This window comes from Nostoc sp. KVJ20, assembly GCF_001712795.1.
Taxonomy (GTDB): Bacteria; Cyanobacteriota; Cyanobacteriia; order Cyanobacteriales; family Nostocaceae; genus Nostoc.
The window spans coordinates 62,308-84,032 of sequence record NZ_KV757632.1; the positions used below are offsets into that span (position 1 = coordinate 62,308).

At 39.9% G+C, this 21,725-nt stretch carries 21 protein-coding genes; 15 read left to right on the forward strand and 6 right to left on the reverse strand.

Annotation, left to right across the window (positions count from 1 at the left end; translation table 11 throughout):
* Positions 1 to 102: 102 nt before the first annotated feature.
* Complete coding sequence (gene patX / locus A4S05_RS18540) at positions 103 to 330, forward strand: heterocyst-inhibiting protein PatX (RefSeq protein WP_069071274.1); 228 nt, start codon at positions 103 to 105, stop codon at positions 328 to 330.
* A gap of 888 nt (positions 331 to 1,218) precedes the next feature.
* Here the strand turns inward: patX and A4S05_RS18545 are convergent.
* The gene (locus A4S05_RS18545; RefSeq protein WP_069071275.1) at positions 1,219 to 2,118 is read right to left on the reverse strand and encodes a ferritin-like domain-containing protein; all 900 of its coding nucleotides are present in this window, start codon (positions 2,116 to 2,118) and stop codon (positions 1,219 to 1,221) included.
* A gap of 402 nt (positions 2,119 to 2,520) precedes the next feature.
* On the opposite strand from A4S05_RS18545, the gene A4S05_RS18550 reads away from it, so the two are divergent.
* Positions 2,521 to 2,721: a glutamine synthetase inactivation factor IF7A gene (locus A4S05_RS18550; RefSeq protein ID WP_012411649.1), complete on the forward strand. Its 201-nt coding sequence runs from the start codon at positions 2,521 to 2,523 to the stop codon at positions 2,719 to 2,721.
* Between the two features lie 131 nt (positions 2,722 to 2,852).
* Here the strand turns inward: A4S05_RS18550 and glnA are convergent, their stop codons facing one another.
* Positions 2,853 to 4,274, reverse strand: coding sequence for a type I glutamate--ammonia ligase (glnA, locus tag A4S05_RS18555; protein ID WP_069071276.1), 1,422 nt, complete (start codon positions 4,272 to 4,274; stop codon positions 2,853 to 2,855).
* 357 nt (positions 4,275 to 4,631) lie between these two features.
* On the opposite strand from glnA, the gene apcB reads away from it, so the two are divergent.
* The 4 genes from apcB to A4S05_RS18575 all read left to right on the forward strand — a co-directional run bounded on the left by apcB (position 4,632) and on the right by A4S05_RS18575 (position 6,995).
* Positions 4,632 to 5,141 carry an allophycocyanin subunit beta gene (apcB, locus tag A4S05_RS18560; protein ID WP_069071277.1) on the forward strand — a complete coding sequence of 170 codons (510 nt, stop codon included), beginning with the start codon at positions 4,632 to 4,634 and terminating at the stop codon, positions 5,139 to 5,141.
* Positions 5,142 to 5,353: 212 nt separating this feature from the next.
* Positions 5,354 to 5,773, forward strand: coding sequence for an element excision factor XisH family protein (locus A4S05_RS18565; RefSeq protein WP_069071278.1), 420 nt, complete (start codon positions 5,354 to 5,356; stop codon positions 5,771 to 5,773).
* A complete protein-coding gene (locus A4S05_RS18570) occupies positions 5,761 to 6,096 on the forward strand; it encodes a XisI protein (RefSeq protein ID WP_069071279.1) in 336 nt (111 codons plus the stop codon). The genes A4S05_RS18565 and A4S05_RS18570 overlap by 13 nt, the downstream gene beginning before the upstream one ends.
* A gap of 80 nt (positions 6,097 to 6,176) precedes the next feature.
* Complete coding sequence (locus tag A4S05_RS18575; protein ID WP_069071280.1) at positions 6,177 to 6,995, forward strand: TlyA family RNA methyltransferase; 819 nt, start codon at positions 6,177 to 6,179, stop codon at positions 6,993 to 6,995.
* Between the two features lie 138 nt (positions 6,996 to 7,133).
* On the opposite strand, the gene A4S05_RS18580 is transcribed toward A4S05_RS18575, so the two are convergent.
* The 3 genes from A4S05_RS18580 to A4S05_RS18590 all read right to left on the reverse strand — a co-directional run bounded on the left by A4S05_RS18580 (position 7,134) and on the right by A4S05_RS18590 (position 9,449).
* Positions 7,134 to 7,394, reverse strand: a complete 261-nt coding sequence (locus A4S05_RS18580) for a Calvin cycle protein CP12 (RefSeq protein ID WP_069071281.1) — start codon at positions 7,392 to 7,394, stop codon at positions 7,134 to 7,136.
* Positions 7,395 to 7,593: 199 nt separating this feature from the next.
* Positions 7,594 to 8,949, reverse strand: a complete 1,356-nt coding sequence (locus tag A4S05_RS18585) for a GTP-binding protein (RefSeq protein ID WP_069071282.1) — start codon at positions 8,947 to 8,949, stop codon at positions 7,594 to 7,596.
* Positions 8,950 to 9,065: 116 nt separating this feature from the next.
* Complete coding sequence (locus A4S05_RS18590; RefSeq protein WP_069071283.1) at positions 9,066 to 9,449, reverse strand: hypothetical protein; 384 nt, start codon at positions 9,447 to 9,449, stop codon at positions 9,066 to 9,068.
* 127 nt (positions 9,450 to 9,576) lie between these two features.
* Between A4S05_RS18590 and A4S05_RS18595 the strand changes: the two genes are divergently transcribed.
* The 3 genes from A4S05_RS18595 (at position 9,577) to A4S05_RS18605 (ending at position 11,005) form a co-directional block, all read left to right on the forward strand.
* Positions 9,577 to 9,759 carry a hypothetical protein gene (locus tag A4S05_RS18595; RefSeq protein ID WP_069071284.1) on the forward strand — a complete coding sequence of 61 codons (183 nt, stop codon included), beginning with the start codon at positions 9,577 to 9,579 and terminating at the stop codon, positions 9,757 to 9,759.
* Positions 9,760 to 9,829: 70 nt separating this feature from the next.
* Positions 9,830 to 10,054 (forward strand): hypothetical protein, encoded by a 225-nt coding sequence (locus A4S05_RS18600; RefSeq protein WP_069071285.1) that lies wholly within the window; start codon positions 9,830 to 9,832, stop codon positions 10,052 to 10,054.
* Between the two features lie 510 nt (positions 10,055 to 10,564).
* The gene (locus A4S05_RS18605) at positions 10,565 to 11,005 is read left to right on the forward strand and encodes a DUF1016 N-terminal domain-containing protein (protein WP_069071286.1); all 441 of its coding nucleotides are present in this window, start codon (positions 10,565 to 10,567) and stop codon (positions 11,003 to 11,005) included.
* A 437-nt stretch (positions 11,006 to 11,442) separates the two neighbouring features.
* Here the strand turns inward: A4S05_RS18605 and A4S05_RS18610 are convergent, their stop codons facing one another.
* The gene (locus tag A4S05_RS18610; protein ID WP_069071287.1) at positions 11,443 to 11,778 is read right to left on the reverse strand and encodes a hypothetical protein; all 336 of its coding nucleotides are present in this window, start codon (positions 11,776 to 11,778) and stop codon (positions 11,443 to 11,445) included.
* Between the two features lie 339 nt (positions 11,779 to 12,117).
* Here A4S05_RS18610 and A4S05_RS18615 point away from each other — a divergent pair, with 339 nt between their 5' ends.
* From A4S05_RS18615 to A4S05_RS18640, 6 genes are all read left to right on the forward strand, one after another.
* Positions 12,118 to 12,903 (forward strand): HAD family hydrolase, encoded by a 786-nt coding sequence (locus A4S05_RS18615; RefSeq protein ID WP_069071288.1) that lies wholly within the window; start codon positions 12,118 to 12,120, stop codon positions 12,901 to 12,903.
* Between the two features lie 494 nt (positions 12,904 to 13,397).
* Positions 13,398 to 14,576 (forward strand): DNA double-strand break repair nuclease NurA, encoded by a 1,179-nt coding sequence (locus A4S05_RS18620; protein WP_069071289.1) that lies wholly within the window; start codon positions 13,398 to 13,400, stop codon positions 14,574 to 14,576.
* Between the two features lie 209 nt (positions 14,577 to 14,785).
* Positions 14,786 to 15,373 (forward strand): Uma2 family endonuclease, encoded by a 588-nt coding sequence (locus tag A4S05_RS18625; protein ID WP_069071290.1) that lies wholly within the window; start codon positions 14,786 to 14,788, stop codon positions 15,371 to 15,373.
* Between the two features lie 731 nt (positions 15,374 to 16,104).
* Positions 16,105 to 18,798 (forward strand): PAS domain S-box protein, encoded by a 2,694-nt coding sequence (locus tag A4S05_RS18630; protein WP_069071291.1) that lies wholly within the window; start codon positions 16,105 to 16,107, stop codon positions 18,796 to 18,798.
* Between the two features lie 90 nt (positions 18,799 to 18,888).
* Positions 18,889 to 19,947, forward strand: a complete 1,059-nt coding sequence (gene phnD / locus A4S05_RS18635; RefSeq protein WP_069071292.1) for a substrate-binding domain-containing protein — start codon at positions 18,889 to 18,891, stop codon at positions 19,945 to 19,947.
* Positions 19,944 to 21,707 carry an ATP-binding protein gene (locus A4S05_RS18640; RefSeq protein WP_069071293.1) on the forward strand — a complete coding sequence of 588 codons (1,764 nt, stop codon included), beginning with the start codon at positions 19,944 to 19,946 and terminating at the stop codon, positions 21,705 to 21,707. The genes phnD and A4S05_RS18640 overlap by 4 nt, the downstream gene beginning before the upstream one ends.
* The last annotated feature ends 18 nt before the right edge of the window (positions 21,708 to 21,725 follow it).

Below are 21,725 nucleotides of genomic sequence, written 5' to 3' on the forward strand. Positions count from 1 at the left end.
GTTTATTTTCAGTAAAACAGAATACTTTTTGATTAATTGTCCGGATATTCATTAAAAAGCTAAGTATCAGTGAAGTGGAGAGTTCCAAAATAGACATCTGCTATGCGTGCTGCCATTTCACTTTTAGTATCGAGTCTGGTGTTCGGCCCCTTAGCTTCTAACTGCCAAGCAATGGTCAATCACTTATCAACAGCGCTGCCTTCCACGCCTACTTCGGAACAGTGGCTCTCGGCGGCATCTGAACAAAATCCAGATGATGCGCCACGTCATCGCGGTAGTGGGCGTAGAGAAGTGACACAAAAATTCCGAAATATCTATGCTGTGGTTTAACTACTGTAGGGTAATGCCTTTTTTATTAAAGGAACAATTACCAGAAAACAGGATGTTATGCTAACATCTTTTACACAGCTTTTCTGACAGAGATATATACAGTTGACACACGAAAATCTTCAGCGATCGCTTAGTATTTCAACTGCAAGCTTTGTATATATAGTTGGCATCAATCCTGCCGATCAAAACGCAAATCAAATTCAGTGCCTTGATCAACAGCATTACCAACTCCTCAAAAGCTACACAACTGTTGCTCATATTCTTGGGAAGCTCTGCGTCTCAATCCTCAATTGTTCTAGAAATAGATGTAATTTAGGCTATCAGTTAATCTAAAGCACATCTAATTCAGACATTTTGCTTGTTGAGGAAACAGTCTTAAGGCAACTTCACTTTATTCCCCAATAGTTTTTTTTCTTAATATATTGCCTAGCTGGTTATCTACATCAGCAAGTAATTGATCTTCGCTCCGACGCCTGTTTAGCGTCCTTTGCCGAAGCATACAATCTCTTTCCTTTCATCTGATCTGAACTAGCGCGTGGATTCACACAAGTAATATAAGTTTATTGCACTTGGCAACAAATCTTACTATTCCTGACCTACTCTTGCACTCTGGTTCCTTCTTCCCGCAGATAGCTCCCAACAAAATAAATATTAAGAAGGATCTGCTAGATCATCTTAGTTACTTTAATTATTCTACACCCAAGGCCAGATGCAAAATTTTGCATCTGGCCTTTTTAGATAAATTTTACTTAAAGAAAAGCGAGTGGGGAGATGAGGAAGAAGCAGGAGAGTAGGGGGTAGGGGGCAAGGAGGAGAATAAAAAATTACCTCTTTCTCCTCTGCTCCCTGCCCCTCTGCCTCTTTTCAATGCCCAATGGCCATTCCCTTTTAAACTGTTGTTTTCTTGCTCTTATTTTCTCTTCCCTGAATGCCATTGAGGAACATTGGCACAAACTTCTCGATAAACGTCTGTGGATCGCGCTGCCAAGCTTTTTGTGCAGCCTGAATCCTAGTAAATTGCAACTCAGGCGCTAGCAAAGTCTGGGGTAAGCGTTCCATCAAGTATTGGGGACGTTGCCAAAGTGGCATGGTATTTGCCACTTCCACCAAGTTGGCAACTCGCCGTAGTTCTGCGCCCAAAGTGATATCCATTCCTGATTCAAATGCTGCTTGTTCAATTGCGGTATATTTTCGCTTGGCTTGCTCTACTTTTTGCTGATGTTCTGGACTCTTACGCGCAAGTTCTCCTAGCCAACGATTACCCCAGCGCACGTGTCCCACTTCCTCTGGGAGAATTTTTTCAATCGTTTCCCGAATTTTGATGTTTTCTGCCGTTTGTGCCCCTTGCTTAAGTGCATAAATGTGGGCAGAAAAATATTCACAGCCCCGTTTTTCGGTGACGTTAATTGCCGCAAGGGAAGAAATCACAAAATCATCAAGGTTTTCGACTGGATTTTGTTGTTCGTGGTCGAGCAGGCGTTCAAATTCATTGATATAGGAAGAACCGGGCGGCTTACCAATATCTGCTCCCAGTTCTGCCAACAAGTCAGTCAGCCACATTGCATGACGAGCTTCATCTGAGATGTGGTGAGACAAATCCCGCACTAGTTCCCGTGCCTGTCCATTCAGTTGCTCAATTAAATCAGTCAGGTCTTTGCAACTGCGTTGTTCACTATAACGGTAGCGGTTGAGGGTAATTAGATGGATTTCGCGATCGCATACCACCCGTTTCAATACATCTCTGGCACTCAAAACATTCTGAAATTTACGTGGATAGGTAACTGTCATAAGTTATGTAAATTTTTGTAAATCTTTATTTCATGGTAACTTAGTTTTTTGCAACTGCTGTGTCTGCGTACAATCACCAAAAAACAGTAAAAGTTACAAAAATTAATGGCTTGAGTTGAACTCAAGTATCAGACCTTTTAAATGTAAATAAAAGTAACAAATAAATGTTCTCTCTTAGGAAAGGTGTGTTTTTTGAGATTAAACAAATCTGAAGCCAGATGATTTTAGTCATAAAAGGTGAATTGAGAGGATTTTTTCGGCTTTTAGGAAAAACACCTGATATTGTGAGCAAAAGCAAATATAAACTTTTGTAAAAAGTAGCTTATGTTACAGAATTTTTGCTATATTAGTTATGTGAAGGAACAGAAATTATATATTCACAAAATAAAGAGGAGTATGGTTATGTCTATCGCAGATAAATCTCGTGCATTAATGGTGCGTGAACATCAACAAGTCAAGAATCGCCAACAATCAATGCTGATGCGGGCGGCACAAGAACTTGGTCTTCCTGAAGAAGTATCTCACTACTGGAACCCAATTCAAGGGAAAGTAGATGCTAGCAGTCGGATGATTTATGGCCCCAGCCATGCTTCCATGAGCTAAGTTTCAGGAATTCTAAGCTGGATTTTTTGAGTAAATGTCTCAACTGATAAGTCTGGAAAAAAAAGCCACCCTCAACTTTAGGGTGGCAAAACTTATTACTTTTTAGTTAGATTACGACTTACGACTCTTCATTAAGCATCGTAGTAGAGGTAAAACTCGTAGGGATGAGGACGTAGCTGTAACTGCTTGGCTTCGTTAAGCTTGTAGTCAATCCAATTTTCGATAAAGTCTTCCGTGAATACGCCTGATTCTGTCAAGAAACCGTGATCGTTTTCTAGTGCTTGCAATGCCAGTTCTAAAGAACTTGGAGTTGAGGGAACCTTTGCAAGCTCCTCTGGAGAGAGTTCATAGATATTTTTATCTAAGGGTTCACCAGGATGTATTTTGTTCTTGATGCCATCAATACCAGCACAAAGCATTGCAGCAAATGCCAAGTAGGGGTTAGATGTAGCATCTGGACAACGGAATTCTAAACGCTTGGCTTTGGGATTCTTACCAGATAGAGGAATACGGATAGAAGCAGAACGGTTTCCTTCGGAGTAAGCCAAGTTAACAGGAGCTTCATAACCAGGCACTAGGCGCTTGTATGAGTTGGTGCTGGGGTTGGTAATTGCCAACAGCGCTGGTGCGTGTTTGAGAAGACCACCAATGTAGTACAACGCCATATCGCTCAAACCAGCATATTTATCACCTGCAAACAGAGGTTTGCCATCTTTCCAGATGGACTGGTGACAGTGCATTCCTGAACCGTTGTCGCCAAAAATTGGTTTTGGCATGAAGGTGACAGTTTTGCCGTATTTCTTAGCAACGTTCTTGATGACGTATTTGTAAATCATCAACCAGTCAGCCGCTTCGATCAATTTACCAAAGCGGAAACCTAGTTCGCACTGACCACCAGTAGCAACTTCGTGGTGATGCTTTTCAATGGGCACACCTAATTCTGCCATTGTCAACAGCATCTCTGTACGGATATCCTGGAAAGAATCCGTCGGTGCGACTGGGAAGTAACCTTCTTTGAAGCGTGGTTTGTAACCCAAGTTGGGTTTTTCATCTGTACCGGCTTTACCGGAATTCCAAGCACCTTCTTCGGAGTCTAAGAAATAGTAGCCTTCGTTAGCAGTTTGAGCAAACCTAGCACTATCAAAGATAAAGAACTCAGCTTCAGGGCCAAAGAAGGCTGTATCACCAAGACCACTGGAAACCAAGTAATCTATTGCTTTTTGGGCAATAACGCGTGGGCAACGGTTGTACGGTTCACCCGTGCGGGGGTCTTTAATACTACAAATTATACTTAGTGTTGGGACTTCCATAAATGGGTCGATCCAAGCAGTGTTGGGGTCGAGTACCATCGTCATGTCCGATTCGTTGATCGCTTTCCAACCCCGAATGCTGGAACCGTCAAAAGCTACGCCATCAGTGAATGCAGTCTCATCGATTTGGTTCTGGTACAGTGTGAGGTGCTGCCAAGTCCCTACTGTATCGATGAATTTGAGATCAATCAGCTGAATTTTTTCATCTTGAATTCTCTTCAAGAGTTCTTGTGGTGTTGTCATTGTTACTCCTTCTCTACCAATTTTCTAAAGTAAACCAGAATCTTCCAAAGCATCCTAACCCTGCTGATCTCAATCAGGCCGTGACACACCAGAAATATCTTAAATACTAGACATTAGCTGATTTTGTAGCTTGTACTACAGATATCTGGATTATCAGGTTATATTAACCTTTCAGCGTTCATCTGCACAAAACTGGAAAGTTCATCATATAGGGGTCAACTTTGACATAAAATCCTTATGTAGTGGATAGATTGTTTTTGTGCCGAATCTATTTTTAATAGCACAAAAATTTACTGGTGCATAAGTGCAGCCAAATAAATATCAAACCATAAATAGCAATGATTGGGAGAAGAAGGAATGCGCGATGCGGTAACAAGTTTAATTAAGAATTATGACTTAGCTGGTCGGTATTTTGACCGGAATGCGATCGATAGCCTGAAGTCTTACTTTGACAGTGGTACAGTCCGAGTCCAAGCGGCGGCGGCGATAAATTCTAATGCGGCTGCACTTGTCAAGCAAGCTGGTTTGAAGTTATATGAAGAACTGCCAGAATTGATTCGTCCTGGTGGAAATTCTTATACAACTCGTCGTTATGCGGCTTGTCTGCGGGATTTAGACTACTACTTGCGCTACGCTACCTATGCGTTGGTTGCTGGAAATACAAATGTATTGGATGAGCGTGTGCTACAAGGGCTGCGAGAAACTTATAATTCTCTAGGAGTGCCTATTGGGCCTACTGTTCGCGGTATTCAGATTCTCAAGGATCTGATTAAGGAGCAAGTAGCAGCAGCAGGTGTGGTTAATACTGCTTTTGTAGATGAACCATTTGATCACATCACACGCGAGTTGAGCGAGATAGATATTTAGATTTTAAGTGGGCAAGGTGTCTGCCCCACAAGAATTATAAATAGCGATCGCACTTTTGTCTGTGTTGGGAAAAGAGCGATCGCTTTTTTGTGAACTCTACCAGGCTTTGAAAAGGGTTTTATTTAAGTTTTCGCCGCCAGATGGTAACATTGTGCCTCTGTCAAATAACTTTGCTAGATTAAAGCTGTGTTTTTGGAGCTATCTTTCGACTAATGTCAGCCAGAGACATTTACCACGCCGTAGTCATTAAAGCACTTATAGCAGATGGTTGGACAATAACCAACGATCCCTTATACCTTGCATACGGGGGTAGAGAACTTTACGTAGATATTGGAGCAGAAAGAGTTACCATTGCTGCTGAGAGGGACGATCAAAAAATAGCTGTTGAAATCAAAAGTTTTCTGAGTCCTTCTCCCGTGAATGACCTCCAGGAAGCTGTAGGACAGTATGAAGTTTATCGCAGTGTGCTTAAAGAACTACAACCAAAACGCCAACTTTATTTAGCAGTTCCCAAGCGAGTTTATGAAGGTATATTTTCCGAACGCTTTGGTCAGCTAATTCTTAATAGTATAGGAATAAACCTAATTGTCTTTGACGAGCAACTAGAAAGGATTATCAGATGGATAAGCTAGCTCGGTATCGTGAAATTATTCGTCAGTTGATATTTGAATATGCTGGTCACAAACCTGCTAACGGTCAAATAGAGACACAAGCAGTCATTGATTTGGAGCGAGATCACTATGAAGTGTTACATATCGGTTGGGATGGGGTGCACCGCGTACATGGTTCGGTGGTACATATAGATATTATTAATGATAAAGTGTGGATTCAATATGATGGTACTTCCCAGCCAGTGGCAGAGGCATTATTAGAAGCGGGTATCTTGCGCGAAGATATTGTTTTGGGTTTTCATCCTGCTGAACTACGCCAATACACGGATTTTGCTGTATCTTAATTATCTTTATCTTGTGTATTTCCAAAGAATAATAAATAAAGAGTGCTTTGGCTTTAATCTTACCAGGAGAATCTAGTTAATTGGCTAAACAGCGACTCGATACACTATTAGTAGAATTAAATTTATGTTCTTCTCGCGCCTTAGCACAGCGGTTAATTCAGGCGGGAGAAGTTACTGTTAATCAGCAATTAGTTGATAAACCTGGTACTGAAGTTGATATTGCGGCTCAAATAAATATTAAAGAGCGATCGCCTTTTGTTTCTAGAGGCGGTGAAAAACTCTCGAAAGCTTTGTCAGTATTTGCCATTCCCGTAGCAGAGCGCATTTGTTTAGATGGTGGAATTTCTACCGGTGGTTTTACTGATTGTCTCTTACAAGCTGGAGCAAAACAAGTTTACGGTATTGATGTCGGTTACGGACAAGTTGACTGGCGGTTACGAAATGATCCGCGGGTGATTTTGCGGGAACGCACCAATTTACGACAACTACGACCGGATGAGTTATATCGGGAAAATGACTCGGTTCCTGATTTGGCGGTGGTGGATGTATCGTTTATTTCTTTAACTAAGATTCTGCCTGCTTTGTGGCAGCTAACTCAAGCTAACCGAGAAGCTGTATTGTTAGTCAAGCCACAATTTGAAGTCGGCAGATCCCGTGTGGGTAAAAAAGGTGTTGTGCGAGATCCAAACGACCAAGCTGATGCCATTTTCCAGGTGTTGCAAACAGCCCACGAATTAGGATGGAAATACAAAGGCTTAACTTGGTCGCCGATCACTGGCCCGGCTGGGAATATCGAATATCTTTTGTGGTTGGGAATGGAAAGTGAAACACCACCACCTGATTTAGAGGCAATTAAGCAAATAACGCAATCAGCAACAACTGATTTACGAAAAAGTTAAAGAAGAATGCAGAATTCAGAATCAATTAGTGGGAGACTTTAACCCACATATTCATCTGTACTCAGACTCCAATTCATACTGTTAGCGGTAGCGGGGCGTTTAGCCCATTCTGACTCCTGACTCCTGAATTCTCTCTTATTAAACGTCGTAGATTAGACATTCTACGGAAGCTGGATGGCGATCGCAGTAATTTTCCAAAGAGGTTTTCTTTGATTTTGCTTGCTGTTGATCGGCTTTTTCAGCTTGTAATTCTTCCACAATGTCCCAGGCTACGGCACAACCAGCAGAATCACTACCATCTAGCTCACAAGTTGTCCGGGCTTCGGTAATGGCTTCAGTAATCGCTTCTTCAAGATTTGTTGCCCCAGCAGTTTCAAATGAGTTTAGAGTAGTTGTCATGATACTTTTACCTTTAATTTACACAGAGAGATATTAGGGGATAGGGGATAGTTTTTATTTCCTATAACCTCTACCCTGTAACCTGTCCCCTTAATCTTGCATCCCAAATTAGGAATGTCAGTCAATTGTCAGAAGAGTTTGATAGAAGTTGATAAACACTTATAAACGGTAACAAAGACTTAATAATTCTTATTTATTCTCAATACTTTATGCCTAACTCTTGTCGCAAGCGATACAGAATTGTATTTTGGTCAACTTGAGAGAGAATTTCTTGAATGACGCTGCTAGCGCCCAACTGTCCCCAAGTGCAGCCTTTTTCGAGATAGACTTGGGCGGCTTTGCCAACGGAGTATGCGCCATAACCGGCGATACCAGCTTGAGCGATCGCACTACTAGCAAAGGCAGTAATATTGGTGGGATTGTCACCACTGGTGATTGCAGCAGTACTTTTACCTAAGCCTAAAAGAAAACTACTACCTAATTCCCCCAGTAGTAAGCCACCAGAACTAAATAAAATCGTTTTTAAAATTTTCCCGGCTTCATAGCTAGTCATTGGTAAACCATACAATCTAGCTAGAGCGCGAATTAAAGCTAAATCGGCAACAGTTCCGCCAAGGATGTCTAAAAAAGCGATGGGATTTAAAGCCACTGCCAAAGCTTTGTATTTGGTGAATTGCCAAATAATTTCTTCGGCTTCTTGTTCGCGTAAGTCGATGGTTTTTTGAGCGATCGCGGCTTCTGCATCCCGTGCTTGGATGAGTGCATTTAACGCCAGAAGCGATCGCCCTTCCCGATTCAGAATATTCAGAATTGTCTCTTTAAGTTCCTCTACTTGCGGTGGTGGTGTCTCCCATTCATAACTGACACGCCCATCAGGCCACTCAACCCGGACTTCCATTGCTGCTGGTTCCGCCGCTACCATCACAATTTCATCAGGTAGTAGAGGCTTCGCTTGAGGATTCCCCGCACCCAGTTGTTGCAAATTTTGGTAAATTGCTCCTTGATCTGTGTCTGGATAAAGGTCTATTTTGTTGAACACTAAAATCAAGGGTTTTTGTGATTTACGCAATTCCAGCAGTGCTTGATACTCAGTGCGTGTGATATCACCAGACACGACAAACAAAATCAAATCCGCCTGATGTACTACTTCACGTGCCATATCTGCCCGTGACTCACCTTCAATTTCGTCTAATCCGGGGGTATCAATTAACTCTACAAGTACCTTGCCCCCTGGCTGCCAACGGACGGAACGCGGCCATTGAGTGACACCGTTTAGGGGCCCAGTTTGCAGAATCTTGTCTCCCAGCAAGGCATTTAAAACTGCTGACTTTCCCCGACTCACCAAACCAAAGACGGCAATTCTAATGACGTTAGAATCCAGTTTGTTGAGTGTGGCGTTCAAAGTTTCCAATTCTGGTTTCAGCAAACCTACCAATTCTGGGTTAGATGATAACTGTCCTGACTTACGAAGATATCCATACCAAGACAGCGCTTGTCTAAGACTGGCGCGGGCACGATTTAAGTGAGTTTCTTGCAGATTACGATAAATCGACATAATATCAATACTTTCAGCCTTCACTCTCTCTTAAACGCTCAAATAATACTCTAACAACTCTGGACACTAAGATATAAAAAGTCCCCGCTTCTAGGATGTCGGGGACTAACTAGGATTTAAAGCATTCCCAGGATCTCTAGTGCTGTATCCAGATGCCATTTAACCCGATACAGTCCAAATAGCTTCTCTTGACTGTACCGCGCTGGGTACTCTAACTTTCTTCCTTCCATCGTCACTTTGAGTAATGCAGACTGTTCTGGTGTAGGTGTTCCCATAGCCTCTAGTGCTGCTTCTAGCGATTCTACTTGAGAGAATATAGGAGACTTCAATCCTCTATTTTCTGATACTTGCTTGCAGGCGACAACAGGGAAGGTCAGGAGTGCGTTAATGTAGGATGCCTTATCAGCAGGGTTTCCAATTGCTTGGATGCCGTACTGGATCAGGCATAAATCGCGTAACGCTCTCAAGCTTTTAACTTCTAATTCTGTGCGTGTGAACATAAAATGGTAGTGTCCATTGAAAAGTGGATATTGGTGGTGATACCCGGTCTTGCAAACTAGCACACCACCAATTATTCATTAAACACTTGTACACTAATGTTTCAGCCATTGTTTACATTTCTCAACAATGCCCAATCCCAAAGGTAATCCAGAAAGCCTAGAACCAATTAAATCCAATAGAGAAGAACCATTAACGACTACTATCAGCTTCCGTGCTACTGAAAAGATGAAGGAAGAAGTGAAAGCTAAAGACGATCCTCCAGAATTTTGTAGAGAAGCTATTCAAGAGAAGCTAGATAGAGAGAAGTAGCCTGTTTTGTCAAATTAGGCAATTGTTCTGATGATTTGCATACCCTCTAAATGCAATCTCCATTCAGAACATGGGACTATGTTCATTATCCCAACACTTGCGATCGCGCCAATTTCTCCCCGTATATTCACATTCAGATGCATCATCTATCCAAGGAATCGATGTAGAGTGGTACGAGTTTCCAATGGGAGCGAATAAGCTGGCAGTGAATAAGGGCAATAATAAGGATAGAATTATCAACGTACAAATCGGTAAAGTGATTAAATATGCAGTGAGCAGAAAAATGTTACTTTGAGTCCAAAAAACTGTACCTTTTTTATTATTTTTTGGGCGATTTTTTAAGCTGGTTATTGAATTCGAGAAAAGCATAATGCAACCCTATTAATGCCAGTTTATATAGCGATCCCATTTGATTTGTCAAAGCCAAGCTAACTGAGAGATAGCCGGTTCAGGTTTTGGCTCTCAGTATATTTAGCAAAAATCAAATAGGAATCCTATATGACTACGGATTTTTACGTAAGAACATTATTGAAGCTATATACTCTGATGTCAAAGGTGTAAGTAACGACTTCTTAAAACTTTTAATCTTTGGGTGCTAAAAAATATTTTTCATGAAAATATGTTAAAGTTGCGCCAATATTCTTTGCGTAAACCTTGGTAAATTGAACTCACAGCCTTCTGCCATCAATACAGCAAAAATACTGATATAACGCCGGATGATTGTATATCTGTATCTGATACCAAAATTTGGTTAGCAAAATTTTGCGTAATGCTGGCAATATAGAGGTAGCGTTAATTCTTTTTTATGCCTAGAGATGATAAATCCGAAGTTTCACGAAGGGACTCATCTGATATTATCGGTTATGAAGATTTTCTAAGTGCATTAAAAAGCCGAATTTCCAGCGCTCAATTACGAGCGGCAGTTGCAGTCAATAAAGAATTAGTATTACTCTACTGGCAAATTGGGCGAGATATTCTAAATCGCCAACAGCAGCAGGGTTGGGGCGCAAAAGTTATCACTCGTCTGGCGGCTGACTTGCAGAAAGCTTTTCCAGAAATGAAGGGTTTTTCGCTTCGCAACCTCAAGTATATGCGGGCATTTGCCGAAGCATATCCAGATGAGCAATTAGTGCAAGAGGTGCTTGCACTAATTAGTTGGCATCACAACCTTGCTTTCAAAGTCCCCCTTTTTAAGGGGGATTTAGGGGGATCAAGATATATGCAACTTCACATTAAATTGGTATAAGTGGTTCATATGGAAAAATGCAAGTAACGCATTATCCACTAGATGAAGCATATCAAAGGCTTAGGGTAGGGGCAAAAAAACCGAGTTTTCACCCGAAGAAATAGGAAACGAAGTTGCAAAAATCCAGAGCGAAATAAACTCTAATACAACTAAAGATTCTGATTTAATTTAGAGTGTATTTCAATGCAAATAAAAATATCTTTAGACGCGATTTATCGCGTCTCTTGCCTTAACCGAAACGTATTGATCTATATACAGATTCTATGGAAAAAATGACATTTACCATCACCCTTCATCGTGGGAGAATTTTCACATACATTCTAATTGTGTGAATTCATAGACTAACTTGACCAAACAAGATCCAGTGAGTGGGAGACACAAAGAAACGGAGAGAGTATTTGATAACTTCTCCGCCTCTTTGCATTTTCAATAAAGAACTACCACCAAACTCGATTTCCATTTTCGTCAACTCGTGCTTCCCGAATTACATCAGAAATCTCTTCAGCATCTTTAACGTGGTGGAGTGCCTTCTTTTCGCCATCGGCTTCATCCACGACGAAGTAAGTCGGGACTGTGATTTTGTCGCCTGTAATGTCTGGGACATCATCAACAGCTACCTGTTTAGCCTTCTCTTCAACTGATTGAGGCTCATCAGCAATTCTATCTCCCGGATTCGCGGTTAGGTTCCTTTCATTCACATCTGGCTTTTCACGAGAATCGCGATCTTCGCTTACTGGTTGATTAATTTGACTTTGTTGTTTATTATCACTCATGGCTCTTTCAGGTATTAAAAGTGTGACTTGACTAATAACAGCTTAAAAAATCCCAGGCATAAAGAGTTCTTTCCCTGGAGAGAGTTTGAGAATAGATTTTGAATAGATTTTGTGAGGAACATATCTTAAGTTAGATCCTAAGCAAAACCAAATTCCTTTCGTTGATCGCAAATCTGCTGTAGATCCTCGTCAACTTGCTAGTATCAAATCAAATTGAACAATGCCATCATACTTTTTCAGAAAATTATAAATTATAAAAGACTAACAAAGATTACTGCATGATTTAAAATTGTCGGGTAAGCTGACAACAGCAGTTTCATTAGTTTCATTCTCAAACCAATGACCACAAGTAGTCCCAAAATTTTAGCCCTGGACTTTGATGGAGTGATTTGCGACGGATTAATTGAATATTTTGAGGTAGCATGGCGTACCTACTGTGAAATTTGGTCTTCTACTAACGACACACCAGCAGATGATTTAGCTTTGAGATTCTACCGTCTAAGACCTGTTATTGAAACGGGTTGGGAAATGCCCGTTTTAATTAAAGCCTTGGTAGATGGAATTACTGACGAAAAGATTCTTGATGAATGGGTAACTATTGCCCCACAACTTTTGTTAAATGACAAATTGCAAGCAAGAGAAATTGCCACAAAACTAGATGACCAGCGAGATAAATGGATTACTACAGATTTAGATGGGTGGCTGAGTCTGCATAGATTTTATCCGGCTGTAGTAGAAAAAATTAAATTAACTATTGACAGTGGAGTTAAGCTATACATTGTGACGACTAAAGAAGGACGTTTTGTCCAGCAGTTGTTGCAACAAGAAGGGGTGAATTTACCACCAGCAGCAATTTTTGGTAAAGAGGTCAAGCGTCCCAAATATGAAATTTTGCGAGAATTAATTCAGTCAGCAGGAGAAAAACCACTTAGTCTCTGGTTTGTAGAAGATAGACTCAAGACATTACAGTTAGTTCAACAACAAGCAGACCTTGAGGATGTGAAACTTTTTCTTGCAGACTGGGGCTATAATACCCAAGCAGAACGGGAAGCTGCACAAAATGATCCGCGAATTAAGTTGTTATCACTTTCTCAGTTTGCCAAAGATTTCTCAGCTTGGCTTTAATTAAGGAGGCAGAAGGCAGGAGGTAGGAGGCATTGGTGTCAACTTAAGCTAGAAATAGCTTCGCTGCGGGCTTCATAACCCGCCAGAGAATGAATTCTCTGGCTCATAGCTAAAGTCTACTGAAGTAGACTGAATATTTTTGGGGATATCTAGTCATCTTCAGATAACTTTCGCTATGATTCTTGGAACTTCAGTTCCTTGCGGGACATAGTTTTTGCGTTAAGTTGACACCAATGGGCAGGAGGAATCACCATAAATAAATTTATTTGCTCTAAACCCTGTCACATAGGGCAAAAAAATATTTTCTTTCTCCTGCCTTCTGCAAGAACTGTAGCGAGTATTAGAGTGTTATTACCAATTACAAATTATTTTAATTTACTGGGATAATTGCAGCAAAGTGACATATTTAAAAGATGTAGGTAAATAATAAGTAATTAGGAAAACTCCCAACTCCTAACTTCTAACTTCTAACTCCTAACTTAGTACTTACTTTTATGCTTGATCTAACAAAACTAGCGCGACAAATGCAGGGTTTAAGTCAGCATCTAACATTAGAAGCTGCTGCTAGTCGCCAGCGTTTAGAGTTGGCGCAACAACATTTAAAAAATGCTTACGAGTCTCAACAAGATTTAATCGATCGCCAGGAAAAATGGCGCGATCGCATTCTCTTCGCTAATGCTACCCCAATTGAACCGCTAGAAACCTGCATTGATATCCCAGTTCCTCCAAAAGTTCATACTGTCATCGCTACCGATGGTTCGCAAATTGCCCCTAATCATCACGAAATTGCTTACTGTTATCTCCTAAATATCGGCAGAGTTGTCTTGCATTACGGACAAAATCGCCATCCGCTACTCGATAGTTTGCCAGAAGTATTTTACCGCCCAGAAGATTTATATATGTCTCGGCAGTGGGGAATTAGAACCGAGGAATGGATGAGTTTTCGCCGCACTGCTTCAGAAACAACGGTGTTAGCAGAACTTGCGTGTGGTGCAGCGCAAGGGGAAACGCCAGCGCTGGCGATGGTAGATGGTTCGCTAATTTACTGGTTTTTAGAACAGTTGCCAATGGATGCACGCGATCGCATTTTACCCCCGATTCTGGAAGCTTGGCAGCAGATGCGTGATGCTAAAATTCCGTTGATGGGTTATCTTAGCGCCTCTCGCAGCATCGAAACAATGAACTTTTTACGCCTGTTGGCTTGTCCCCATCCAGTGCCAGACTGTAAAAGTCATTGCCCAAATCAGCTAGAAAAAGTACCTTGTAAAATTTTTGAACAATTGCGAGATACTTCAGTTTGGGCAACCCGACTCAAACCAGGACAACGCAGTACTCTGTGGCGGAGTAATTCCCCCATTCTCGAACTTTACGGCGATCAAACCATTTACTTTTGCTACGTCCACGTTGGCACTGAAATCGCCCGAATCGAAGTTCCGGCATGGGTAGCCCAGAATGCAACCATGTTAGACCAAGCACTGGGACTGATGTTAGCACAAGTTCAAAAAGGATATGGCTATCCTGTAGCGATCGCAGAAGCCCATAATCAAGCAGTGGTAAAAGGTGGCGACAGAGCGCGTTTCTTTGCCCTTCTCGAACAACAAATGATTAAAGCTGGTTTAAAAAATGTGGGAACTTCTTACAAAGAAGCCAGAAAGCGCGGGAGTATTGCGTGAAGAAGGCAGGAACTATAGGACTCATATTTGATTTTTGAACAAAACTCAGTACACCTTTATTCCTTCTTCCCAGTCCCCAGTCCCTAATCCCCAGTCCCTTACCTCTACGAGTGATTCAGAAATCAAATCGGATTGCTATAGCAATTAAGATTATTGACTGATAAGCCGCAATAAATTGTATTTATCTATTTTTGTTTATGGAGGTTTTTATGCGAACACAGGCAGAAAAACGCTACTACACTCGTGAAGAATATTTAGCACTGGAAGAAACAGCCGAATACAAAAGTGAATACTTAGATGGAGAAATAGTGCCAATGGCAGGAGGTACAACTAATCATAACCATATCATCGTTAATTTAGTTGCTCATTTAAAATTTGCTTTAAGAGGGCAAAATTATAATTTATTTACTAGTGATGTGCGCTTGTGGATACCGGGCTACAGAAGATACACATATCCAGATGTGATGGCGATCGCGGGAGAACCAATGTATGAGAATGACAGCACGACCACTGTTACAAATCCCTTAATAATTATTGAGGTTTTATCAAAATCAACCAGAAGTTATGACGAATCAGATAAGTTTCGTTGTTATCGTTCAATTCCTGAATTTAAAGAATATATTCTGATTGATCAATACAAGTTTTACGTCGAGCAATTTGCTAAAAACTCGGATGGTAAATGGGTATTAACTGAATATGAATCTCCCGATTCATTGTTAACACTAGCTTCTATAAATTTCCAAATTTCATTCAGTGATATTTATGAAATGGTAAATTTTCAGATGAGCGAGGGTTGAAACATTAAGTTTATATATGAGGGAATACAAAAACCTTAATAATTGTTACGTTTCTTAAATGATTACTTCCTTGTTTAAGGACAATGGCAGATAAAAGTCCTAGCTAAACCTCATCTATGTTGAAACCTAAAGTTTTTTAAAAGATATATTTATGTAGATTGGGTGGAGTGAAACGCAACCCAACATTACCACCAAATTTTATGTTGGGTTACGCTATCGCTGTACCCAACCTACAAAAGTACGGTTCTCAAGGTAGATAAGGTTTAATTCAGTTTAAGTAACACTTCTTATCTTAAATTTAAGATAAGAAGTGTTTACTTTATAGATTTTTTGGGAATCCTTTATTTAGTAGATAATGAAGTCAACAGCTAGCTAGTTTACTCAGTACAAACTAGTAGATACTTTTTGCCTCTACATCAAGTTATACCAATTTTGTATGAAGCTGCATAGAATTAGATCCCCCCTAGCCCCCCTTTTTAAGGGGGGAACTGGAAAAACATCTATCAAAGTCCCCCTTAAAAAGGGGGATTTAGGGGGATCGAAATATGTGCAACTTCACATTAAATTGGTATTAAATACGTTTTTATTCGTAAGCTAAACAGTCTTCCTCAGAACTGACATGAGGCAATTCCTAGCTTAAAACACCCTATTGCAAGGGTTACTCAATTTTCACGATAAACGTATTAACTTATTTAACCTTTCTCAAAAAAAGCTTTACACCTAACAAACTGATGAAACTAGCTAAATCTGAGTTACAAAAATCTGAAGAAAAATACTCTCGATTTTTCTCACTTTCTATAGATTTATTGTGTATTGCTAATTTTGAAGGTTATTTTAAATATTTAAATCCAGTATGGACAAAAACATTAGGTTGGTCAACTCAGGAACTCGTTGCTAAACCCTTTATCGAATTTGTTCACCCTGAAGACCGTGAAGCCACAATTGTCGTAGCCCAAAAAATTATACAATCTGTAGATGCAATCAGCTTTGAAAACCGCTATCTTTGTCGAGATGGTTCTTATAAATGGCTCTCATGGAATGCAACTAGTTTTACTGAAGAAAAGTTGATTTATGCAGTAGCACGTGACATCACTCTTAATAAACAGAACGAGATCGCGCTAGAAAAATCTGTCCAAGAATTAGAAGCTTTTAGATTTGCCTTAAATGCCCATTCACTAGTAGCTATTACTGATAGAACTGGGAGAATAACCTATGTTAACGAACTATTTTGTGAGGTTTCTAAATATTCTCTAGAAGAACTTCTAGGGCAAGACCATCGGATTATCAATTCTGGACACCACACAAAAGAATTTTTTACAATTTTGTGGAAAACTATTACCCAAGGAAAAATCTGGAAAGGAGAAATTCAAAATAAAGCTAAGGATGGCACTTTTTATTGGGTGGATACTCTGATCGCCCCAATGTTGAACCAAGATGGAAAGCCCTATCAATACGTATCAATTCGTACAGATATTACACAGCGTAAGCTTTCAGAGTTAGCTTTATTGGAGCGATCGCGCTTGTCAGTTTTGAGTGCAGAAGTGAGTTTAGCCTTATCTCAAAGTGGTACACTTTCAGAAATTCTACAAAACTGTACAAATACTATTTCCCAATACCTTGATATCGGCTTTGTTTGTATCTGGACATTTGAACGACAGACAAACCAGCTACAATTGCAAGCTGGTGTTCATTGCACAGATATTACTTGTAGTGCTTTGAGTGATACCCAAGATTTCCCCGATCATATGGTTTTGGTCAATAATATTATGGGATTAATGATTCAAAACCATCAAGCTATTTTTAACGAAGAATTATCAATTAATCATTCAGACAAACTTATCGATTCTACATTTTCAATTTCTCGATTTTCTGCTTATCCCTTGATAGTAGAGCAGCAAATAATTGGCATCATAGCTTTATTTAGTAAGCAATTATTTACCGAACCAACTCATAACCTATTAAATTGGATTGCGAATAATATTGCTGTGGCTATTGACCGAATCTGGGCACGAGAAGAACTCCTCAGCCGTCGGGAAGCCTTATTGCTGCGTCTAGCTAGTCAAATCCGCAGTTCTCTTGACTTAAATATGATCCTAGAAACTGCTGTTAATGAAATTCGCAGCTTATTACAAATTGACCGTTGCTACTTTCTTTCTTATTTACCGCACCCATCACAAGCAAGCCTGACTATTACCTATGAAGCACGAAACCCTAACTTGCCCACCATGTTAGGTAGTATTCCCCTGCAAAAGAGCAATTTTTTGACCCAAATTCTTCTATCTCAAGAACTAAGTTGCATCGACAATATTACTAGCAAATCACATCTCGATCATGATATTCAAGAACTTTTAACTGAATTTGGTATCACATCTCAACTAATGCTACCAGTTAAGAGTAATTCTGGAGAAATTGGGGCAATTGTGTGCAGTCATTGTAGTGGCGATCGCATTTGGACTAACAGTGAAATTAACTTGCTACAAGCTGTTTGCGATCAACTAGCGATCGCCATCGATCATGCACAACTTTATACCCAAAGTCGCTCTGCTACTTTAATAGCTCAAACTCAAGCCGAAAAACTTACCGAAACCTTGCATAAATTGCAGCAAACTCAATCTCAGCTGATCCAGAATGAAAAAATGTCTAGCTTGGGACAATTAGTAGCTGGAGTTGCCCATGAAATCAACAATCCAGTTAATTTTATTCATGGCAACTTAACCTATGCTAACGAATACTTTCAAGAGATGTTAAATCTCTTGCACCTTTATCAGCAACACTATCCTCAGCCTCAAGCAGAAATTGAAGATTACACTGAAAAAATTGATTTAGAATTCATTACTAGTGACCTTTCCCAACTCCTATCTTCGATGAACATGGGTACTAATCGCATCCGTGAAATTGTTTTGGGACTGCGAAACTTTTCTCGTCATGATGAGGCGGATAAAAAACTAGTTAACATTCATGAAGGAATTGAAAATACACTATTAATTTTGCATCACCGCTGGAAAGATAATGGAATTGGGTTGGATATATCTATCATTAAAGAATATGCTGATTTGCCCTTAGTTGATTGCTATGCTGGGCAGCTTAATCAAGTATTTATGAATATTTTGACTAATGCGATCGATGCTTTAGAAGAGTCAAGAGTCAGCAAAAAAATAACTGATAAACCGCAAATTCTCATTCGGACTGAAATTTTAGAGAGTAAATTTGTTGTCATCCGAATTGCCGACAACGGATTAGGAATAGCGGAAGACGTTAGAAAGCGATTATTTGATCCATTTTTTACTACAAAACCCGTAGGTAAAGGGACAGGACTTGGACTGTCAATTAGCTACCAAATTATAGTAGAAAAACATGGTGGAATTTTGAATTGTCTATCAGAACTAGGAAAAGGCACAGAATTCTGCATTCAAATCCCAATTTAAAGTCTTAGCTTTGCTCGGCTTTAAAATACTCTGCGTTTAAAAATGCCACGACAGTCCTAGAATTTTTTAGCTATCTATAATTTGAATTTTATGAGCAAATATTTAGTAGCACCGTGGCTCTTTGGTAGATATCGCTTATCTAGTCAAAGTAGAGTTCTAATTGTAGCGATAATTATGGCACTACTGAGTGTAGGCTGTACTGGAAAAGTATCAGAAAAAAATCAGTCTGTTGTAGATAGTGTCTCAAGTAAACAAAAGTTACCAGCTTTAAAAATTGGGGTGCTACCTACGCAAAGCCGGACAGAGCAAGAAGGGATGATTAAACCCCTAAAAGAATACTTAGAGCAATCCCTTGGACGAAGGGTTGATACTGAGTCGCAATCAAAGACAATCGGGGGACAAGGGAGACACAAAAAACTAGAGATCCAGAAAGTACAAAATGCGATCGCCAGTTCAGTAGATTTCCAGATTGCTCAGGATTATCAGCAAATCATTGACTGGCTATTGCAGGATAAGCTGGACATGGCTTATTTAGGGCCTATGAGCTATTTGGAGGCAGTAGATCGGGGTGCTAAAGTAGAACCGTTGGTTGCTCCCATTGATAAACATACGGGACAACCCTGGTATCGGGCGTGTATCATTGTCAAACAAGACAGTCGCATCAAAACCTTAAAAGACCTCAAAGGTAAACGTATTGCCTTTGTAGATAAATTATCAACCTCTGGGTATTTGATGCCGCTGGCAACGTTCAAAAAACTAGGAATTGATGATAATCGAAATTTTGCTCAAGTCCTATATGCTGGTAGCCATAGCAATAGTATGGCTGCATTAGAAGATGGCATTGTTGATGCCGCAGCAACTAATATTTCCTCCTACTTGAAGCGGCAAAAAAACGGTAAGCTAACACCTCAAAACTCCAGAATTCTGTGGGAATCTGCTCCCATACCAAATTCTCCAATAGTAGTGTCCAAAAAACTCTCACCTGAGTTAATCAAACGACTAAAGCAGGCTTTTATTAGTAGCCCAGAAGGACTTCAGGATATTATCGGAACTGAGTCAGCCGGATACACCCTTGTGACTCCTTCAGACTACACTCCTATCGAGCAACTCCGAAAATATCTCAACTTAATTTCTGTTCCGACAAAATGAAAATCTCCACAAAGTTTTTTACAGGTTCAGTTGTGTCTGTCGGACTGATAATAGCTATTCTCGTTGGCAATACTGTAGCTGTCCAACAAATAAAGCAGACTATTCGTGAGAAAAGCAATCAAACTACCGAAACTATCAAAGTCGCTTTGACTGCGGAAAATGCCTTGAAATCTGAAATTATTGAACTCAAGGATATTGTTCTACTTAAAAGTCAAAATATAGAGATGATTCAATCTTCAAAAAAGTTTCTTGACTCTCTTGACAAGTTAGAACACTTGATGCCAGATGCCAAAGAAATCTCAGTCATTCGCCGTCGTCACCAGTTTCTCAGCCAGTTGTCAACTCAACTAATCCACTGGAATTCTAGCGACACTTCTTTAGCAGATTCTCAGCAGTATTTTAGAGCAATCAATTCCTTTGACAGAGATATTGAATTGTTCCTCAGCCAGCTAATTGAACGTGCTAATCATCAGAATCTCTTAGTTGAAGATGAATTGGAAAACCTATATCAAATGCAGAGAATTATTTCTTTTGTAGTTGTGCAAGTAATTATAATTTTATTTGTTGGGAAATTTATAGTTATTTGGCGTCCAACAATTAAATCTTTGCATAAATTACAAGCAGGAACAGCAGAAATTGCAGATGGAAACCTAGATTATCGTTTAGATATTCAGACAGGGGATGAAGTAGAAGACCTTGCTAAGTCATTTAACTATATGTCACTGAAGCTAGCTGAATCTCGTGAAACCCTAATTAAGAACACTGAATTAACCCAAATGAACCAACGCCTAGAGTTGGAAATTTCTGAACGCAAACAGGCAGAATCAGAACTTCAGAAAGCCTTACAAGAACTCCAAAGCACTCAAGCTCAATTGATTCAAACTGAGAAAATGTCTAGTCTGGGTCAGCTTGTGGCAGGGGTTGCACACGAAATTAATAACCCAGTTAACTTTATTTATGGCAATATTACTCATGCCAGTGAATACACTCAAAAATTGCTAGAACTACTAAGTCTCTATCAAGAAGAATTCCCAAATTCTGGACATAAGATTCAGGAAAAGGTTGAGGACATTGATTTGGAATTTATGCTAGATGACCTACCCAAAATCTTGTCTTCGATGAAAATGGGATCTAAACGAATTCAGCAAATTGTCTTATCTTTACGTACCTTCTCCCATTTAGATGAAGCAGACATGAAAGAGGTTGATATTCACGAAGGTATTGATAGTACACTGCTGATTTTACAGAATCGATTGAAAGCCAAGCCAGAGCATCCCAAAATTGAAATCATTAAGGAGTATGGCCAGCTACCTCTAGTAGAGTGTTATGCAGGACAGTTAAATCAAGTATTTATGAACGTGATTAATAATGCGATTGATGCCCTTGATATGTGTAATATTCAAAGTTATCAGCAAGATATTGAGAGCAATCCTAGTAAGATTATAATTAGTACTAAACTTGTTAGTAATAACCGAGTAGTAGTAAGAATTGCAGATAATGGGACAGGCATGACCCAAGAGGTTAAAAAGAAACTATTTGATCCATTTTTTACTACTAAACCTGTGGGACAAGGAACAGGATTGGGCTTATCAATTAGCTATCAGATCGTGGTGCAGAAACACTCTGGAATCCTGCGGTGTGAATCAGAATTGGGCAAAGGAAGCGAGTTTTGGATTGAGATTCCTTTACATCAGATAGGAAAATCGGTAAACTATAACGGATTTAAATTACCTACTACTTTGCAAGAGTCAAAAGTCTAGAAAAATTATTGACTAAAA

Coding starts and splice junctions, on each gene's coding strand:
- patX (WP_069071274.1), top strand. CDS start 103: ATGCGTGCTGCCATTTCACTTTTAGTATCGAGTCTGGTGTTCGGCCCC.
- A4S05_RS18545 (WP_069071275.1), bottom strand. CDS start 2,118: ATGACAGTTACCTATCCACGTAAATTTCAGAATGTTTTGAGTGCCAGA.
- A4S05_RS18550 (WP_012411649.1), top strand. CDS start 2,521: ATGTCTATCGCAGATAAATCTCGTGCATTAATGGTGCGTGAACATCAA.
- glnA (WP_069071276.1), bottom strand. CDS start 4,274: ATGACAACACCACAAGAACTCTTGAAGAGAATTCAAGATGAAAAAATT.
- apcB (WP_069071277.1), top strand. CDS start 4,632: ATGCGCGATGCGGTAACAAGTTTAATTAAGAATTATGACTTAGCTGGT.
- A4S05_RS18565 (WP_069071278.1), top strand. CDS start 5,354: ATGTCAGCCAGAGACATTTACCACGCCGTAGTCATTAAAGCACTTATA.
- A4S05_RS18570 (WP_069071279.1), top strand. CDS start 5,761: ATGGATAAGCTAGCTCGGTATCGTGAAATTATTCGTCAGTTGATATTT.
- A4S05_RS18580 (WP_069071281.1), bottom strand. CDS start 7,394: ATGACAACTACTCTAAACTCATTTGAAACTGCTGGGGCAACAAATCTT.
- A4S05_RS18585 (WP_069071282.1), bottom strand. CDS start 8,949: ATGTCGATTTATCGTAATCTGCAAGAAACTCACTTAAATCGTGCCCGC.
- A4S05_RS18590 (WP_069071283.1), bottom strand. CDS start 9,449: ATGTTCACACGCACAGAATTAGAAGTTAAAAGCTTGAGAGCGTTACGC.
- A4S05_RS18595 (WP_069071284.1), top strand. CDS start 9,577: ATGCCCAATCCCAAAGGTAATCCAGAAAGCCTAGAACCAATTAAATCC.
- A4S05_RS18600 (WP_069071285.1), top strand. CDS start 9,830: ATGGGACTATGTTCATTATCCCAACACTTGCGATCGCGCCAATTTCTC.
- A4S05_RS18605 (WP_069071286.1), top strand. CDS start 10,565: ATGCCTAGAGATGATAAATCCGAAGTTTCACGAAGGGACTCATCTGAT.
- A4S05_RS18610 (WP_069071287.1), bottom strand. CDS start 11,778: ATGAGTGATAATAAACAACAAAGTCAAATTAATCAACCAGTAAGCGAA.
- A4S05_RS18615 (WP_069071288.1), top strand. CDS start 12,118: ATGACCACAAGTAGTCCCAAAATTTTAGCCCTGGACTTTGATGGAGTG.
- A4S05_RS18620 (WP_069071289.1), top strand. CDS start 13,398: ATGCTTGATCTAACAAAACTAGCGCGACAAATGCAGGGTTTAAGTCAG.
- A4S05_RS18625 (WP_069071290.1), top strand. CDS start 14,786: ATGCGAACACAGGCAGAAAAACGCTACTACACTCGTGAAGAATATTTA.
- A4S05_RS18630 (WP_069071291.1), top strand. CDS start 16,105: ATGAAACTAGCTAAATCTGAGTTACAAAAATCTGAAGAAAAATACTCT.
- phnD (WP_069071292.1), top strand. CDS start 18,889: ATGAGCAAATATTTAGTAGCACCGTGGCTCTTTGGTAGATATCGCTTA.
- A4S05_RS18640 (WP_069071293.1), top strand. CDS start 19,944: ATGAAAATCTCCACAAAGTTTTTTACAGGTTCAGTTGTGTCTGTCGGA.